The 14,930-nt window shown below is 65.9% G+C and carries 11 protein-coding genes; 3 read left to right on the top strand and 8 right to left on the bottom strand.

Translation table 11 applies throughout. The features are described from left to right. Positions 1-219 precede the first annotated feature (219 nt). Together WD430_RS15560 and WD430_RS15555 are read left to right on the top strand one after the other, a co-directional pair. On the top strand, positions 220-888 hold the full coding sequence (locus WD430_RS15560) for a PIG-L family deacetylase (RefSeq protein ID WP_339103335.1): 669 nt from the start codon (positions 220-222) through the stop codon (positions 886-888). A 115-nt stretch (positions 889-1,003) separates the two neighbouring features. Further along, on the top strand, positions 1,004-2,062 hold the full coding sequence (locus WD430_RS15555) for a WbqC family protein (protein WP_339103334.1): 1,059 nt from the start codon (positions 1,004-1,006) through the stop codon (positions 2,060-2,062). Positions 2,063-2,315: 253 nt separating this feature from the next. Here the strand turns inward: WD430_RS15555 and WD430_RS15550 are convergent, their stop codons facing one another. Together WD430_RS15550 and larC are read right to left on the bottom strand one after the other, a co-directional pair. Beyond that, positions 2,316-4,025 carry a glycosyl hydrolase family 18 protein gene (locus tag WD430_RS15550; RefSeq protein ID WP_339103333.1) on the bottom strand — a complete coding sequence of 570 codons (1,710 nt, stop codon included), beginning with the start codon at positions 4,023-4,025 and terminating at the stop codon, positions 2,316-2,318. A gap of 710 nt (positions 4,026-4,735) precedes the next feature. After that, positions 4,736-6,175: a nickel pincer cofactor biosynthesis protein LarC gene (gene larC / locus WD430_RS15545; protein WP_339103332.1), complete on the bottom strand. Its 1,440-nt coding sequence runs from the start codon at positions 6,173-6,175 to the stop codon at positions 4,736-4,738. 248 nt (positions 6,176-6,423) lie between these two features. Here larC and WD430_RS15540 point away from each other — a divergent pair, with 248 nt between their 5' ends. Beyond that, positions 6,424-8,655 carry a CDC48 family AAA ATPase gene (locus tag WD430_RS15540; RefSeq protein WP_339103331.1) on the top strand — a complete coding sequence of 744 codons (2,232 nt, stop codon included), beginning with the start codon at positions 6,424-6,426 and terminating at the stop codon, positions 8,653-8,655. 57 nt (positions 8,656-8,712) lie between these two features. On the opposite strand, the gene WD430_RS15535 is transcribed toward WD430_RS15540, so the two are convergent. The 6 genes from WD430_RS15535 to WD430_RS15510 all read right to left on the bottom strand — a co-directional run bounded on the left by WD430_RS15535 (position 8,713) and on the right by WD430_RS15510 (position 14,898). Then, the gene (locus WD430_RS15535; protein ID WP_339103330.1) at positions 8,713-9,639 is read right to left on the bottom strand and encodes an EamA family transporter; all 927 of its coding nucleotides are present in this window, start codon (positions 9,637-9,639) and stop codon (positions 8,713-8,715) included. A 139-nt stretch (positions 9,640-9,778) separates the two neighbouring features. After that, complete coding sequence (locus WD430_RS15530) at positions 9,779-10,144, bottom strand: hypothetical protein (RefSeq protein ID WP_339103329.1); 366 nt, start codon at positions 10,142-10,144, stop codon at positions 9,779-9,781. Positions 10,145-10,323: 179 nt separating this feature from the next. Next, positions 10,324-11,640 carry an ABC transporter ATP-binding protein gene (locus WD430_RS15525; RefSeq protein ID WP_339103328.1) on the bottom strand — a complete coding sequence of 439 codons (1,317 nt, stop codon included), beginning with the start codon at positions 11,638-11,640 and terminating at the stop codon, positions 10,324-10,326. After that, on the bottom strand, positions 11,637-12,920 hold the full coding sequence (locus WD430_RS15520) for an ABC transporter ATP-binding protein (protein WP_339103327.1): 1,284 nt from the start codon (positions 12,918-12,920) through the stop codon (positions 11,637-11,639). The genes WD430_RS15525 and WD430_RS15520 overlap by 4 nt, the downstream gene beginning before the upstream one ends. Beyond that, on the bottom strand, positions 12,917-13,912 hold the full coding sequence (locus WD430_RS15515; RefSeq protein WP_339103326.1) for an ABC transporter permease: 996 nt from the start codon (positions 13,910-13,912) through the stop codon (positions 12,917-12,919). The genes WD430_RS15520 and WD430_RS15515 overlap by 4 nt, the downstream gene beginning before the upstream one ends. Beyond that, positions 13,909-14,898 (bottom strand): ABC transporter permease, encoded by a 990-nt coding sequence (locus WD430_RS15510; protein WP_339103325.1) that lies wholly within the window; start codon positions 14,896-14,898, stop codon positions 13,909-13,911. Before WD430_RS15510 ends, WD430_RS15515 begins: the two co-directional genes overlap by 4 nt. Between the last annotated feature and the right edge of the window lie 32 nt (positions 14,899-14,930).

The following is a 14,930-nucleotide window of genomic DNA, read 5'->3' as shown; positions in this document are numbered from 1 at the left end:
CCACCGGCCCGATTCGCGTCCGTTATCCGGTTCTACGTACCGTTCGGTGGAGCGACGGCGCCTCGTCTACCGCCCCACAGAGCGCGGCTCCGGATCCGGCCCCGAATTGCGACCGGTGACGCGGGCGACCCGCGAATAAGCCCGAGACTGCCGGTCGAAACCATCGATGGGATAAATACCGATGCCGCCCCCGTCCTCTCAGGAATGCGAGTACTCTGTGTGGCAGCACATCCGGACGACGAAGTGATCGGGGTCGGTGGGACCCTCGCGAAACACGTCGCCGAAGGCGACGACGTCGAGGTACTGATGCTCAACGACGGTGTGATGGCCCGGTACGAGGCGGAGACGTCCGCCGCTCGAGCGCGCCGCGACGACCGCCGGGAGCGGGCGCGGGCCGTCGCCGACTCGCTCGGCTTCGAGGACGTCACCGTACTCGATTACTGGGGGAATCAGCTCGACGACGAGGCGCTCATCGACGTCGTCCGCGACGTCGAGTCGAAACTCGACTCGTTCGAACCGCACGTGATCTACACGCACTACTACGGCGACCTCAACATCGATCATCAGATCGCCGCGCGCGCCGTCCGGACGGCCGCCCGACCGCTCGCCGGGTCGACCGTCGATCGGATCCTCTCGTTCGAGTCGCTGTCGTCGACCGAGTGGGCGATGCCGACCGCGGATACCGCGTTCCAGCCGACCGTGTTCGTCGACATCGACGAGCATTTCGACCGGAAGATGGACGCGCTTTCGATCTACGAGGACGAACTCAGAGAGCGTCCCCATCCCCGTAGCAGGCGAAGCATCCGGAACAACAACCAGCTGTGGGGGGAAAAGGTCGGCCTCTACGCCGCCGAACCGTTCGAGCTGATCATGGAACGTCGCCGGTAGAACCGGCGCAACACGGACTTAACTTCGATCCCGTGCCGTTCCGTTCACGTATAGGCGCGATTTCTCTTGTAAACGAGCGAGGATTTATTAACACGACATATAACTATTCGTGCCCATGAACCAGACCGTCGCGGCGTACCAACCACGGTATTTCCCGCGACTTCACTACCTCGCTCGCGTACAGCAAGCGGACGTCTTCGTTATCTACGACGATATCGAATTTTCCCGGTGTTCCCGTCAGCACAGAGCCCTGATCGATTACGACGACCGAAACTGGCTCACGGTCCCGGTTCGCCACACCAGTACCGACGTCCGTATCGACGAAGCGCGGATCGACATGTCTTCACCGTGGCCCGTCCGACACATCGAGACGCTTCGCGGGAAGTACGGTGCCGCGGCCGATGAGTGGCGACCGACTTACGAACGCCTCTGTGTGAGTCCCGTCGCCGTCGAGACGCTCAGAGAACGACGGGACGAGGTGGCTCGTCACGTCGGGACGGAACTCGTCGACGAGTGTCTCCGGTTAGACGACGAGTTGTGCACCCGCCGGCAGGAGTTGCGGTTACGAGACCTTCGAGAGCGGAAGAACCGCCTCGCACGGCAGATCGCCGACCGAAAGCGGACGGATCCGAACGCCGACGTCGCCGCTCTCATCGCTCGATCCGAAACCGTCAAGGAAGAGCTCGCCGCTGCGGAGACCGCTTGTCGCCGTCTCCGAACGCAGCGCAATCAGCTGCTGGTCGATATCGGCGCGTCTCTCGACGACGAGGCGGATTTCGAGCGCCTCTCGATGGCTCGGCTGTGGGAACTCGAGGGCGTCGCACCCGGCGAACTGATGGCCGACGTCAGACTGGTCGACCTCACGATCTCGATCCTCCTCGAGCTGTTCGATCGGTTCGACATCGAGTCGTCGGTGGTCCGCTCGAGCGAGCTCCCGGTCGCGCATCCCGGCGATCCGTCCGAGTACCTGGCTCGCCTCACGGACCACCTCGGCGGCGATCGGTATCTCACCGGCGAGGTCGGGTACGAGAACTACCTCGACGAAACGCCGTTCCACGAGCGAGATCAGGAGGTGGTCGTCCAGGACTGGTCGCCGACCTGGAGGGACGGGAACGTCTGTGCGCTCGACGTCATCTACGAGGCCGAGGATCCGAGCGCGTACCTGAACTGCTAACTCGCTGCCGGCCGGGGCGCGGTTGCTACCGGACGGGAAGCGATCGGTAGCGTTCTGTCACCGACGACGGTTGGTATCCACGGCCGCGGATCGAACTGTCGCCGTCGAACGCGCGGCATCGCGGCGGTTCCGGGCCGGGACTCGAGGGTATCACTTCGTCACCGTCGACGCAACCGCTCGAGGCGCGAATACCGAAAATATCGGAACGGAAGCGCGCCACGAATCGACGCTGTCGACTCCCGTAATCGGCGAGTTACGCGCCGAGCCGCTGGTCGATCACGTCGATCAGCGTCTCGTCGCGATCTCCGTAGAATTCCCAGAACATCATGCCACCGTAGCCGTTCTCCTTGACGTACTCGGCTTTGATGGCCATCGATTCGGGGTCCTCGTAGGTGATGAAGACGTTGTCCCGAGCGGAGTAGACGTACGGGACCTTCGCCTCGTCGTCCCAGTACCGCACGTACGACGAATCGTTGTCGATCAGTTCCTGAACGGATCGGTAGTCGGTCGCGCCGTCGGCGACGGTCCAGCCGACGTCGGCCGGTCCGGTAAAGGACTGGTAGAGGCCGTTGTTCCGGTCCGGAACGCCTTCGAAGCCGTAGCCGAAGAACGCCGCACCGTAGACGAGCTTTTCCTTGGGCATTCCCGCGTCGGCCCAGCCTCGCATTCCGGCGTCACCGTTGAAGTGATCCGGGCTGGGATCGTCGGACGCGGAGTAGAGCTTGCTGTTGTGGTTCGTCTGAGAGCTCCACGTGCCGGTGTAGTCGTAGTTCATCACGCTGACGTAGTCGACCTGCTCGGCGATCCCCGGAACGTCGAGCTGTGCCGTCTTCTGCGGGTTCGACGCGGCAGCGACGCTCAGCTCGTACTCCTTTCCGTCTTGCCGTTCCGCTTCGTCGAGCTCCTCGCGGACCTCCTGGAGGAGCAAGACGTAGTTCTGCGGGTCCTCCGGACGCTCGCTGTTCCCTTCGGCACCGCCGCCGTCGGGGAACTCCCAGTCGATGTCGATACCGTCGAAGTCGTACTGGCGCATCAGTTCGACCGACGACTCGGCGAACCGCTCTCGGTTCTCCTGCGTCGCTGCGGCGTCGGAGAAGTGCGTCGAGAGCGACCAGCCGCCGATCGACAGCTGCATCTTCGTGTCCGGATGCCGAGCCTTCAGCTCCTGGAACTCGGCCAGGTTCTGCCGATCCGCGTTCTCGTCGCCGTAGGTGACCGTCCCATTGGGCTGGACGTCCATGAACGCGTAGTTCAGGTGCGTGACCTTGTCGAGCGGCACGTCACTCGGCTGGTAGTCGCGGTCGTAGATCGACCAGCTCGTGTAGTACCCGACGACTCGCATGTCGTCTCCGGATTCGACCGTGTCGGTGTCACCGGTGGACTGGTTGGGTTCGCTGGTGCCGTCGTCGCCGTCGCTCGGCGCCGTATCGGTGGTCTCGTTGGTGCTTTCAGTTCCGTCGGTCTCGTTGGCGCTTTCGGTTCCGTCAGTTTCCTGCTGATCCCCAGTTCCGTCACCGCCGAGATCCTCGACGTGTTCCCAGACGCGGGAATCGGCGGGCGTGTCGCCCTGGGTCCACCACTGCGCTTCCCAGATACCACCGTTCCAAACGACGCGGTCACCGCTGCGATACACGTCGCTCTCGTTCCACGCGGGATACTCGGAGTCGGCCGCCGTTTCGGCGCTCGCGTCGACGTCCCCGTCGGACGCGTTCGTTTCGTTCGGATCGCCGCGTACGGTGATCGTCACCGTTTCGGTATCCGTAGCGCCGGTGTTGTCAGTTGCGGTCAACGAGACGTTGTAGGTACCGGGTTCGCTGAACCGGTGAGCGGTCCACCAGCCGTTACTCGTCGTCCCGTCGTCGAACGACCACTCGAGGTCGGTTATTCGTGCGTTCGTCGTGTGCGTGTCGGCCATGAATCCGACGCGCTCGCCGACGTCGACGGTTCCGTCGGACACGGTCATGTCCCCACCGTATACGACGAAGTCGGCCGAAACACCGCCTTCAGTGGTCGACGACACTGCGGCGCCGCCTACCGACGAGAGTATCAATAGTAGTGCGACTCCGAGCGCCGTATATACGTTCGTCTTCATATTATATTCCAGAAGATGACATTCGCAATAATTTGAGTCCGATACTCGCGTTCATATCGCTATCCGAGACGTTCCCCGTTAATGTGATATTTTCGTCTCCCACACTGAATTCGATTCGAGACTGTCGCTATAAATCTTCTTTTAGTCATATATTTCCTAATTAGAACACTATAAAATGCATATGTGTTTATTTTCTAGTTGAAATATAGCTTCTCATGAGTGTCGATATTCACGCGCTTCGCGGCCGGTAGCAGGCGGTTACCGAACGAGCGATCTTACACGTCTGATCGACCGGACCGTCGAATTCCGTACGGATCTCTTCGAAACCGACTCTCTCGCTTCGTCGACGAACGGCGTCATAATAGCTCGTTACCAGTGGTTTACGACGAGATATCGAGTCGAATTCGACTCCCGATGTGTTCGCTCCCTCGAGAGGTCCCGGATGTCCGCGTGATCCTCACCGATCGCGGTATCGCTCGCGGGTCCGGACATCGCCGCCATCGTCGAGCGGATTCGCGAGGGCCACGTCGCGAGACGACGGGCGACCGCGCCGTCGGTCCCGAACCGCGTTCGCGACCGTCTCACTCCTCCCGGCTGCGTCCCTCGTCACCGCTCGCCTCGATTTCGATCGATTCGCGGGCCACCGTCTCGGCCCGCCGGAGAACCTCCCGAACCGCCAGCCCCGTCTCTCGAGTCACTCCGAGCGCGTCGTCGTACTCCGCACTGACGTCGTAGACCTCGCCGTCCGCGTCGCTCGCGACCTTCACAGCGACCACGTACTGCTCACCGTCGATCTCGAGTTCGACCGTCTCGAACGCCCGATTCGCGATCCAGCGGTGGGTCGCCCCGGCGTCCCGCACGCCGAGCGTGCCCGTCTCCTCGGCCAGCGCCCGAGCCACCCGTTTCCGATCCGCGGGCTTGCAGATCACCTTGACGAGGTGGCCGGGCCGGGACTTCTTCATCGTCGCCGGAAGTATCGACACGTCACGCGCGCCCGCGTTGGCAAGGGTCTCCTGGAGGCCGCCGAGCACCTCCGGGGTCGCGTCGTCGAGGTTCGTCTCGAGGACGGCGATATCGTCCTTCACGAGTTCGCCGCGGCCGCCGCCGTCGCCGACCAGCACCCGGAGGACGTTGGGGTGTGGATCGAGGTCGTAGCCGCCGGCGCCGTAGCCCACTCCGTGGAGGTCGAGCGAGGGAAGTGCGTCGACGCCGTCGGCGAAGTGACCCAGAATCGCCGCGCCGGTGGGCGTCAGCAGTTCGGCGTCGACGGGACCGCCGCGAAGCGACCAGTCCGCGCGTTCGGCGATCCCGACGACGGCCGGCGTCGGAACGGGGTACTCGCCGTGGCTCATCGAGACGCTGCCGCCGCCCGTCGCGAGCGGCGTCGTGACGATCCGGTCGGGCTCGAGGTCGTCGACGAGCAGGGCGGCACCGACCACGTCGGCGATGGCGTCGTCGGCACCGACCTCGTGGAAGTGGATCTCCTCTATGGACTCGCCGTGGACGTCGGCCTCGGCCTCGCCGAGCAGTTCGAAGATCGCGAGCGCGTCGCGTTCGACCGCCGGCTCGAGGTCCATCCCCGCGACGATGTCGCGGACCTCGCGGTAGCTCCGGTGGGGGCCGTGGCCCTCGGCGCGGACGCCGTCTCCGTCAGACCGTTCGTCCTCGTGGGCGTGGTCGTGGCCGTCGTCGCCGTGCTCGTGTGCGTGGTGGTCGCTCCCGTCGTGATCGCGGCCGGCATGATCGTCGTCGTGACCGTGGTCCGCCTCATCGGCGTTCTGACCGTGAGACGCCTCGTCCGCATCGTGCCCGTTGGGATCCGTCGCCGAATCGTCGGTCAGGAACACGTCGACCGTCGTCGACGAGATCCCGCACTTGACCGTCTCGTCGATCTCGTACTCCACGGCGAGGCCGTCCGTCACGGCCTCGAGGACGTCGGGGTCGGCGCCGGCATCGAGCAAGGCGGCGAGGATCATATCACCGCTTGCGCCCATGCGGCCGTCGAACGCGAGGACTTGCATGGCTAGGTCGCCGGGAGGAGCGATCAAAAAGGCATCTTCTCGCCGCGAACCCGCCGTCGGAGTGCCCGGTCGTAGGCTGGTCCGCCAGGCGGTGTCGGTACCACCAAAACCGACCGATGCCGGTACATCTATGTACGCTGCCGTACCAGTTAGATGTGGTATCAAGTGGCACAGGCAACGACGAAGGCTAGCAAAAAACCTATCCGCTCACGAAGCGGAATCACTGACATCGCCGTCCATCCCGAATCATGAACGAAGTTCAACTGGAGGTTGCGAAGGCGTACCCGAACGACTCGGGTCGTGGTATCGCCCGACTCGACCCGGACACGCTGTTGCATCTGAAGCTGAGTCCGGGCGACATCATCGAGATCGAAGGCGCCGACACCACGGCCGCGAAGGTGTGGCGCGCCGACCGGCAGGACTGGAACACCGATACGGTCCGCATCGACGGGTTCACCCGTCAGAACGCCGACGTGGGGATCGGCGAACGAGTAACCATCCGCAAGGCGGAAGCCACGAAGGCGGATAAGCTCACCCTCGCGCCCCCCGAAGAGGCGTCGGTCCAGTTCGGCTCCGACGCCGCCGGCATGGTGAAACGACAGATCCTCAAGCGGCCGGTCGTCGGTCGCGACATCGTCCCGGTCATGTCCTCGACGAACCATCCATTCATGCGGTCGCCCGGCCAGGCGATCCCGCTCATCGCCGTCGAGACGGAACCCGAGGGCGTGGTCCTCATCACCGAGGACACCGACGTCGAGCTTCGCGAAGAACCCATCTCGGGCTTCGAGAAGACCGGCGGCGGCATTACCTACGAGGATATCGGCGGCTTACAGAGCGAGATACAGCGGGTCAGGGAGATGGTCGAACTCCCGATGAAACACCCGCAGATCTTCAAGAAGCTCGGCATCGAGCCCCCGCAGGGCGTCCTGCTCCACGGGCCGCCGGGCACCGGGAAGACCCTGCTCGCGAAGGCCGTCGCCAACGAGACCTCCGCGAGCTTCTTCTCGATCGCGGGCCCGGAGATCATCTCGAAGTACTACGGCGAGTCCGAACAGCAGTTACGCGAGATCTTCGAGGACGCGACCGAGGAGTCGCCGTCGATCATCTTCATCGACGAACTCGACTCCATCGCACCCAAACGCGAGGACGTCACCGGCGAGGTCGAACGCCGCGTCGTCGCCCAGCTGCTGACCATGATGGACGGCCTCGAGTCCCGCGGTCAGGTCATCGTCATCGCGGCGACCAACCGCGTGGACTCGGTCGACCCCGCCCTGCGCCGTCCGGGCCGATTCGACCGCGAGATCGAGATCGGCGTCCCGGACGAGGTCGGCCGCGAGGAGATCCTGCAGATCCACACCCGCGGGATGCCGCTCTCGGACGACGTCGACCTCGGTCACCTGGCCGACGAGACCCACGGCTTCGTCGGCGCCGACATCGAGAGCCTGACGAAGGAAGCCGCGATGAAGGCCCTGCGCCGGTACCTTCCCGAGATCGATCTCGACGAGGAGGACATCCCGCCGAGCCTGATCGACCGGATGATCGTCAAGCGCCAGGACTTCCGCGGCGCCTTGAACGAGGTCGAACCCTCGGCGATGCGGGAGGTGCTCGTCGAGTTACCGAAGATCTCCTGGGACGACGTCGGCGGACTCCACACCGCCAAGGAGCAGGTCCAGGAGTCCGTCGAGTGGCCGCTCTCGAACCCCGAGCGGTTCGACCGACTGGGGGTCGATCCGCCGGCCGGCGTCTTGCTGTACGGGCCGCCGGGCACCGGGAAGACGCTCATGGCGAAAGCGGTCGCCAACGAGACCAACGCCAACTTCATCTCGGTGCGCGGCCCGCAGCTGCTCTCGAAGTGGGTCGGCGAGTCGGAGAAGGCCATCCGGCAGACCTTCCGCAAGGCGCGACAGGTCTCGCCGACGGTCATCTTCTTCGACGAGCTCGACGCGCTCGCGCCGGGCCGAGGCGGTGAGACCGGCTCGAACGTCTCCGAGCGGGTCGTCAACCAGCTCCTGACGGAGCTCGACGGCCTCGAGGAGATGGAGAACGTCATGGTCATCGGCGCGACCAACCGGCCGGACATGATCGACCCCGCGCTCCTGCGCTCGGGTCGGTTCGACCGGCTGGTCATGATCGGCGAGCCCGACGTCGACGGCCGCGAGCGGATCCTCGAGATCCACACGCAGGACACGCCCCTGGCCGCGGACGTCACGCTGCGCGAGATCGCCGAGATCACCGACGGCTACGTCGGCAGCGACCTCGAGTCGATCGCCCGCGAGGCGGCCATCGAGGCGCTTCGCGAGGACCACGAGGCCGATATCGTCGAGATGCGCCACTTCCGGCAGGCCATGGAGAACGTCCGGCCGACGATCACCGACGACATCCTCGACTACTACGAGCAGATCGAAGAGGAGTTCCAGGGCGGCGGATCGGGCGGACCGGGCCCGACGGGTCGCCGCGACAGTCGCATCGGCTTCCAGTAACCGCGCCGTCGGGCTGGACGCCCCGTTTTCGCCGTTTTCGCTGTTTTCACCCGCCTTTCACTCGCTCGAGAGCCGACCCAGCGCGTGGCCGAACTCCTCGCGCAGCGCCCGCCGCTTGACGAGGACGAACCCGACCGCGATGAAGCCGAAGCCGAGCGTCGTCGTCGCGTCGACGACCTCGCCGAGGTAGAGCCAGCCGACCAGCGCGGCGACGATCGGCGCGACGTAGGAGACCATGTTGATCTCGACGGCGCCCAGCCGCTCGAGCAGGTCGAAGTAGAGCAGAAAGCCGAGCGCGCTGGCGACCAGCGACAGGTAGCCCAGCGCGCCGAGCGCCTCGGGACGGGTCCACGCCGACGGCTCGAGCGGTTCACCGAGCGCCAGGCTGACGGCGTGTAACAGGAGGGCGCCGACGATCATCGACCAGGCCTCCATGGTCTCGATCGGGAGCGCGGCGTCGATTCGGCGCGTGAGGACGCTCCCCAGTCCGAACGCGGCCGCCGCACAGAAGACGAGTCCCGTCGCGACGACGTCGACCGACAGCAGGTTCGAGGGGTCGGGGCGCGCGACGACGCCGACGCCGAGCAGACCGATCAGGAGGCCGCCGACGCCGACCGGCGAGAGCGCGTCCGAGGGGACGAGCAGGCGCGCGAACCCAGTGGTCAGCACCGGCGAGAGGCTCACGACGATCGCGGCCGCGGCCGCCGTCGTGTGTTGCTGGCCAACGAAGAGGAAGGCGTGGTAGGCCGCGATCAGCAGAACGGCGCCGACGGCGACCAGCGACCACTCGCCGCGGCCGCGCGGCCGCCAGTCCTCGACCGCGAACGCGGCGTAGGCGAGCATCAGGACGCCCGCGACGTCGTATCGGAAGGCGGCGAACAACACCGGCGGGAAGTGGTCGAGGCCGGCGCTGATCGCGACGAACGCGGACCCCCAGACGGTCGCCAGAGCGAGAAACCGAACGAGATCGCGAATCCGACTCATATCGGCCGTCTCGTCGGCACGATTCTGTGCGTTTCGATTCGAAATCGGACTCGACGAGCGGGAATCGGGGCCCTCCGACGGGCTCGGACGGAGCGGACGACCTCAATACGACAAAAGCGGCGGTGCGGTGCTCAGACGTTCAGAGCGACGGCAGTTCGCGGATCTCGGGTTCCTCCTCGGTCTGGCGGAACTGCTCGAGCAGCGGCTTGATGTCGTCGAAGCCCTCGGCGAGCACGATATCGCCGTTTCGGAGGTCGTACTCGATGATGTCGTAGTCGGCGAGCCGCGGGAGGTGGTTGTGTACCAGCGAGACGTAGACCCGCTGTCGGTCCTCCTTGTCGATCTCGACCGGATGGACGTCGAATTCCCAGGCGGCGATCCGGGTGACGACGTCCTCGAGGTTCGCGCCCCGGTGTTCGGCGAGCTGGTAGAGCAGGAACCGACGTTCGGATTCGGCGAGAAGGGAGCAGGCCGCTTCCATCCGGGTGGCGTTCGCGTCGTTCATACTCGATGAAGGCGTCCGGCCATATTACACCTACTGCCAACACAGATAGGGGCGATCAGCTGACCAGTCGGTCCACGCCGTCGCGAAACCCGCTGACGGCGGGCCGCTGTCCGCTATCACCGACTGATAGCACCGGTCGATCGCGACCGGCCGGAGCCGCGCAGTTCGGCCGCGGTCGATTACGTCCACGAACGCGGGTCGTCCGTTCGCTCGGCGGCCGCTCCGTGGAGGTGACAGGCGACCGGATGCGAGCCGTCGTCGAGGTCCGGCGCCTCCCGTTCGCAGACGCTCTCGTACTCGGCCCGTAACCGGTCGGCGGCGGCCGTCCAGTTGCCCGCGGCGAGTTCCGCGAGCGCCTCGTCCACGACGGCCTCGTGACGCGGCGGCAACTCGGTCTCGAGCAACCGCTCCTTCAGCGCCGCGGTCGCGGCGGGGACGTCCTCGTCGGCTGCGCCATCGCCGTCGATATCGAACCGCTCGTCGGTGCCGACGGCCTCGAGTGAGACGTCCCGCCGCTCGATCCGCTCGCGAAGGGTCATGAGTTCGCGGTAGGTCTCCCGTTCGATATCGAGGCCTTCGGGCGGAATCACCATCGGGCACCGGGTCCGGAACCGGCAGCCGCTGGGCGGGTCCCGCGGCGACGGGACGTCGCCGGCCAGCGTCTCTCGGTCGCGCTCGCGCTCGTCGGTCGACGCCCTGGGAACGCTCTCGAGCAGGGCCTGCGTGTAGGGGTGTTTCGGCGCCTCGAACAGTTCGTCGACGGGACCGATTTCGACGATCTCGCCGAGGTACATCACGGCGACGCGGTCGCAGACGTGCCGGATCACCGAGAGGTCGTGACTGATCAGCAGGTAGGTGAGGTCGAACTCGTCCTGCAGATCGTCGAGCAGGTTCAGCACCTGCGCCTGGACGGAGACGTCCAGCGCCGAGGTCGGTTCGTCGAGCACGACGAACTCGGGTTCGACGGCCAACGCGCGGGCGATGCCGATCCGCTGGCGCTGTCCGCCGGAGAACTCGTGGGGGTAGCGGTCGAACTGGTCGGCCGAGAGGCCGACGCGCTCTAAGAGATCGCGGACGCGGTCTCGTCGCTCTCCCTCGGTGCCGACGCCGTGGACGTCCAGGGGCTCCCTGACGATATCGCCGACGGTCATCCGCGGATCGAGACTCGAGAACGGATCCTGAAAGACGATCTGCACCGCGCGCCGGAACGCGTCGAGGGCGTCCCCCTCGAGGGCGAAGACGGGTTCACCGTCGAACTCGACCCGGCCGTCGGTCGGCTCCAGAAGGCGCACCATCGTCTCGCCAGCCGTCGACTTGCCGCAGCCGGATTCGCCGACGAGGCCGAGGGTCTCTCCCTCGTAGATCTCGAAGCTGACCCCGTCGACGGCACGGACGGGGACCGGTTCGTCGCCGAACAGCCGGTCGAGCAGCGAGTCGTTCTCCCAGAAGTACTTGCGGAGGTCGTCGACGCGGACGAGCGGGTCGCCGGCGCTCACTGGTGTTCACCTCCGGTCGTCTCGGTCGGCGGGCGCGACCGCTCTTCCGGCGGTTCCTCGTCGGGTTCTTCCGGCCCGGCGTGTTTGTCGGCGGCGGGTCGCTCCGTCTCGCCGAAGTAGCCCTCGGGCAACGCCCGCGTCTCGTCGTACGCCGTCTCGGCGAGGACGCACCGCGCCTCGTGGTGGTCGCTTCCCGCGGCCGGGTACTCCGGCGGATGCTCGAGGCAGTCCGCCATGGCCTTCGGGCAGCGATCGGCGAAGTGACACCGGTCGCCCAGCTCCTCGTCGAGCAGGCTCGGCACGTTGCCGGGGATCGGCTCGAGGCGACCCCGCGCACCCTCGAGGTCGGGAATCGACCCGAGCAGCCCCTCGGTGTACGGATGGATGTGGTCGTCGAAGACGTCCGCGAGCGTCCCCCGTTCGACGATCTCGCCGGCGTACATCACGCCGATCCGGTCGCACATCCGAGCGATGACGCCGAGATTGTGGGTGATCAGCAGGATGGTCATGCCGGTTTCGGCCTGCAAGTCGTCGAGCAGATCGAGGATCTGGGCCTGGATGGTGACGTCCAGCGCGGTCGTCGGTTCGTCGGCGATCAAGACGTCGGGTTCGCCGGCCAGCGCCTGCGCGATCATCGCCCGCTGGAGCATTCCGCCGGAGTACTCGTGGGGGTACTCGTCGGCTCGTTCGACCGGGTCGGGAATGCCGACCAGTTCGAGCAGTTCGATCGCCCGCTCGCGGCTCTCCGGCGTGACGTACTTCCTCGAGGGGAGCACCGTCGAGAGCGCGTACGAGGCAAGCGAGTACTCTCGGGTCCGGGCCCGCGTCGACCGCGGGTTCGCGCTGGCCCGGCGCTGGACTTCGACGGCTTCGGCGAGTTGCTCGCCGACCGTCAGCGTCGGATTGAAACTGCTCTCCGGATCCTGAAAGATCATACCGAACGAGGTGCCCCGAAGCGAGTCACGGACGCGTTCGGGGAGTTCGAGCAGATTCACGAACGTTCCGTCGACGGCATCGGGGTGATCGTCGACGACCGCATCGGCCAGCTCGGCGTCGTCGAACCAGATCTCCCCGTCGGTGATCCGACCGGGCGATTCGACCAGGTCCATGATCGAGCGGGCGGTGACGCTCTTGCCGCTGCCGCTCTCGCCGACGATCCCGAAGACCTCGCCGCGTTCGATCCGCACGTCGAGGTCCGAGACCGCGTTAATCTGTCCCTCCTGCGTGAAGAACCGCGTCGAGAGGTCGCGAACGCGAAGTATGTCGTCGGTTGTCGTCATCCTCGTTCACCTTCGATGTTCGGGTCGAGCGCGTCGCGCAGCCAGTCGCCCAACAGGTTGACGGCGATCACCGACAGGACGATTCCGATCCCCGGAATCGTCGCGATCCACCATCGCGTTCGGAGGTAGTCCTGCCCGCGCTGGATCTCGTAGCCCCACGAGAGCGTCGTCCCCGAAAAGCCGAGAAACGAGAGCGAACTCTCGAGCAGGACCACCGCGGCGACCTGAATCGTCGCGAGCACGATCACCGGCGTCAGGCTGTTCGGCAGCACGTGTTTGCGGAGGATCGTCCGGTCGCTCGCGCCGACGCTCCTGGCCGCCTTGACGTATTCCTCGTTGCGGACGGACATCGCCTCGCCGCGGGCGACGCGGGCGAACCAGACCCAGGTGACCAGCGCGACGACGATCGTGACGGTGCCGGGGATGGCGGTGCTCTCGGGCATCCCGTCGGCCAACCCCGCCATCACGATCGGGTCGGGAACGCTGATCCCCGAGGTGCCGAAGACGCCGATTAACGCGAGCGCGAGGACCAGCGAGGGGAACGCCAGCATCACGTCGGCGATCCGCATCATCGCGTCGTCGACGCGGCCGCCGTAGTAGCCCGCGATCAGGCCGAACGGGACGCCCATGAGAACGGCGAGTCCGGTCCCGAGGAGTCCGACCAGCAGCGACGTCCGCGCGCCGTAGACGAAGCGGGAGAAGACGTCCTGACCGATGTTGTTCGTCCCGAGGAGGTGCTCCTCGTTCGGTTCGACCTCGACCTCGACGAACTCGCCGTCCTCGCCGATCTGCGTGGTGTACGCCGCGCCCCGCGGCGGGTACTCGTTGCCGTTCTCGTCGACGTAGCCGGTCCGCGTCGGATCGTGGGTCGCGATGATCGGGGCGAACACCGCCGTGAGCAGGACGCCGACGAGGAGCACCAACCCCAGCTTCGCCAGCAGGCTCCGGTCGAACTCCCGCTTCAGGTTCGATCGCAGTCGCTCGGGGATCATTCGTCGATCACCCGGGGATCGAGCGAGGCGTACAGCGCGTCGACGACGATGTTGATCAGGACGAAGGAGATGCCGATGAAGACGATGATACCCTGCATGAGCGGCCAGTCGCGGGCGTTCAACGCCTGGATGAGTCGATCGCCGAGACCGGGCCAGCTGAACACCGTCTCCGTGATGACCGCGCCGCCGATCAGCGTCCCCAACTGGAGGCCGAGGACGGTCACGATCGGGATCATCGTGTTCCGCAGGACGTGCTTGTATCGGATCAACGCGGCCGGCAACCCCTTCGCCTCGGTCGCGTCGACGTACGGCTTGCCGAGTTCGTCGAGCATCCCGCTGCGCGTCAGTCGCGTGATCAGGGCCGTGAAGTACGTTCCCAGCGTGATCGCCGGCAGGATGATGTGTTTGAGCCACGTGACGAGCCCAGTGGCGTAGCCGGTCGTCACCAGGGCCGTCAGGGCCTCCACGAGACCGACCGGCCGTCGACCGGTCGGGAACAGGCCGATCTGCACGGCGAGAAGCAGGATCAACATCAGGCCCAGCCAGAAGTTCGGCGTCGAGATCCCGAGCAGCGAGAACAGCGTCGCCCCGTAGTCGGCGGGCTCGTTCCGACGGGACGCGCTGATCACGCCCAGCGGCACGGCGATGAGGATCGCGATGATCGTCGCCGCGACCGCCAGCTCGAGGGTCGCCGGGACCCGTTCGATCACCATCGCCTCGACCTGTCGACCCGACTGGAAGGAGTAGCCGAAGTCGCCGACGGCGATCCCCTGCAGGTAGTCGGCGTACTGGACGTGTATCGGTTCGTTCAGCCCGTACTGTTCCCTGACCTGTTCGCGGAGGTGCGGGTCGGCGGCCTCGCCGACGATCAGGTTCGCCGGATCGCCCGGCGAGACGGCCCGCAGCGTGAACATGACGGTGACGACTCCCCAGACGACGAACACGCCCTGAAGGAGCCGTTTCACCAGGAATTTTCCGAGTGCCATCTGATGGTACCGTCGTTCTCCCCCGACGGGGG

Origin of the sequence: Haloterrigena sp. KLK7 (assembly GCF_037914945.1) — an archaeon.
GTDB lineage: Archaea > Halobacteriota > Halobacteria > Halobacteriales > Natrialbaceae > Haloterrigena > Haloterrigena salinisoli.
The sequence above is the reverse complement of the archived record's forward strand: the minus strand, read 5'-3'. Positions and strand labels throughout refer to the sequence as shown.

Excerpts from the sequence above, each read along its gene's own strand:
- WD430_RS15555 (WP_339103334.1), top strand. The coding sequence starts at position 1,004 with ATGAACCAGACCGTCGCGGCGTACCAACCACGGTATTTCCCGCGACTT.
- WD430_RS15550 (WP_339103333.1), bottom strand. The coding sequence starts at position 4,025 with ATGACCGTGTCCGACGGAACCGTCGACGTCGGCGAGCGCGTCGGATTC.
- larC (WP_339103332.1), bottom strand. The coding sequence starts at position 6,175 with ATGCAAGTCCTCGCGTTCGACGGCCGCATGGGCGCAAGCGGTGATATG.
- WD430_RS15540 (WP_339103331.1), top strand. The coding sequence starts at position 6,424 with ATGAACGAAGTTCAACTGGAGGTTGCGAAGGCGTACCCGAACGACTCG.
- WD430_RS15535 (WP_339103330.1), bottom strand. The coding sequence starts at position 9,639 with ATGAGTCGGATTCGCGATCTCGTTCGGTTTCTCGCTCTGGCGACCGTC.
- WD430_RS15530 (WP_339103329.1), bottom strand. The coding sequence starts at position 10,144 with ATGAACGACGCGAACGCCACCCGGATGGAAGCGGCCTGCTCCCTTCTC.
- WD430_RS15520 (WP_339103327.1), bottom strand. The coding sequence starts at position 12,920 with ATGACGACAACCGACGACATACTTCGCGTTCGCGACCTCTCGACGCGG.
- WD430_RS15515 (WP_339103326.1), bottom strand. The coding sequence starts at position 13,912 with ATGATCCCCGAGCGACTGCGATCGAACCTGAAGCGGGAGTTCGACCGG.
- WD430_RS15510 (WP_339103325.1), bottom strand. The coding sequence starts at position 14,898 with ATGGCACTCGGAAAATTCCTGGTGAAACGGCTCCTTCAGGGCGTGTTC.